This is a genomic window from Candidatus Bathyarchaeota archaeon, from assembly GCA_026014465.1.
Taxonomy (GTDB): Archaea; Thermoproteota; Bathyarchaeia; order Bathyarchaeales; family Bathycorpusculaceae; genus JADGNF01.
The window spans coordinates 1-1,575 of sequence record JAOZID010000017.1 but is presented as its reverse complement, the minus strand read 5'-3'; the positions used below and the strand labels follow the sequence as shown (position 1 = coordinate 1,575).

General features: G+C 51.7%; 1 protein-coding gene. It reads left to right on the top strand.

The features are described from left to right. Window positions 1–108: 108 nt before the first annotated feature. On the top strand, window positions 109–1,224 hold the full coding sequence (locus NWF04_10830; protein MCW4007059.1) for an IS110 family transposase: 1,116 nt from the start codon (window positions 109–111) through the stop codon (window positions 1,222–1,224). Window positions 1,225–1,575 lie beyond the last annotated feature (351 nt).

The window sequence follows — 1,575 nt, the reverse complement described above, 5'->3', positions numbered from 1 at the left end:
TTAGACATAATGGCTGTCCCTAGAAAATAGGTGACCTGCCCCTTGCAAACGTGGATTATGTTGGTAACAAAAACCCACAACACAGAGCCATAACCAAGGAGGCAGGTCATGAAAGAAAAAGAGAATACCATTTTTGTCGGTCTTGATGTTCATAAAAATTCTATCGACATTGCGTTGGCTGATTACGATCGCGATGGCGAGGTTCGCTTCTACGGAAAAATCGATGGCGACCTCGATGCCGTACACAAAGTTGTTCGTAAACTCCAGAGTAAAGGCTCAACACTTCGCTTCGTCTACGAAGCCGGCCCATGTGGTTATGGTCTGTACCGTTCTTTGACAAATAAAGGTTTCGACTGCATCGTGGCAGCTCCATCAAAGATCCCCCGCAAAAGTGGGGATCGGATCAAAAATGACCGCCGAGATGCCTTGAGCCTCGCCCGGTTGCACCGTTCAGGGGATTTAACGCCGGTTTATGTTCCCACCGAAGAAGACGAAGCGATGCGGGATCTGACCCGCGGCCGTGAAGACGCGGTCAAAGCACTGCGCGTTGCCAGACAGCAGCTCCTGGCCTTTTTGCTCCGTTACGGTCACCGCTACAGCGGGAAATCCTACTGGAGTAAAGCCCACTGGAACTGGATCGCAGGAATCAAAATGCCACATCGTGCCCAGCAGATCATCCTCCAGGAATACATCCATGCGACCCATGAAAACTTTGAGCGCGTCCAACGCCTCAACGACCAGATCCGCGAGCTGATCCCTCATTGGCACCTTGCCCCGATGGTCAAAGCGCTCCAGGCCCTCAGAGGCGTATCGCTGGTTGTCGCTTCCACCACCCTTGCCGAGCTTGGTGACCTTACCCGTTTTTCAAAGCCAAAGCAGTTGATGGCCTATCTGGGATTGGTTCCCAGCGAACACTCAACTGGACCCAGCAAACACCGTGGAAGTATCACCAAAACCGGCAACGGTCATGTCCGACGGGCACTTACCGAGGCTGCTCAAGCCTACAGCTATCCACCGCGGGAATCTTGTATGCTGTTGAGGCGGCTTGAGGGCTTGCCTCAACAAATTCGACAGACTGCCTGGAAAGCACAGGTTCGGCTCTGCGGCAGGTTCAGGCGCCTTATGGCAAGAGGCAAAACCCGCAACAAGGTCGCTACAGCCACGGCCCGCGAACTTTCAGCCTTCATGTGGGCAATCGCCCAACAGATGCAGCCGGAAAAATAAACAGAAATAGTTTCAAAGATCACATTAATAAAACAAAAACAATAAGGAGACCAAAAAGGTTCAAATTAACAAATACCCCAGGGCACAGCCAGAGGCGCGATCACGTTCAGGAGAACCCTCGAAAAGGCTATGCGAATAAGGCCACGGCCGAACTTCCGACATTAGAGCGAGGCAGCTCCGCGATGAAAACAAGTCATGCGGTAACCAATCCGCGCATATCAGAGTGATCAAACGTCGCAACAAGATCCCGCCTCTACCTGTGCCCTGGGGGAATAAACAAAAAACAGCAACCTCTTGAAAAAAAGGGGCAGAGAAAAGTCTTTTCTCTTGACTGCTGACAGCCATATCAGC

Coding starts and splice junctions, on each gene's coding strand:
- NWF04_10830 (MCW4007059.1), top strand. CDS start 109: ATGAAAGAAAAAGAGAATACCATTTTTGTCGGTCTTGATGTTCATAAA.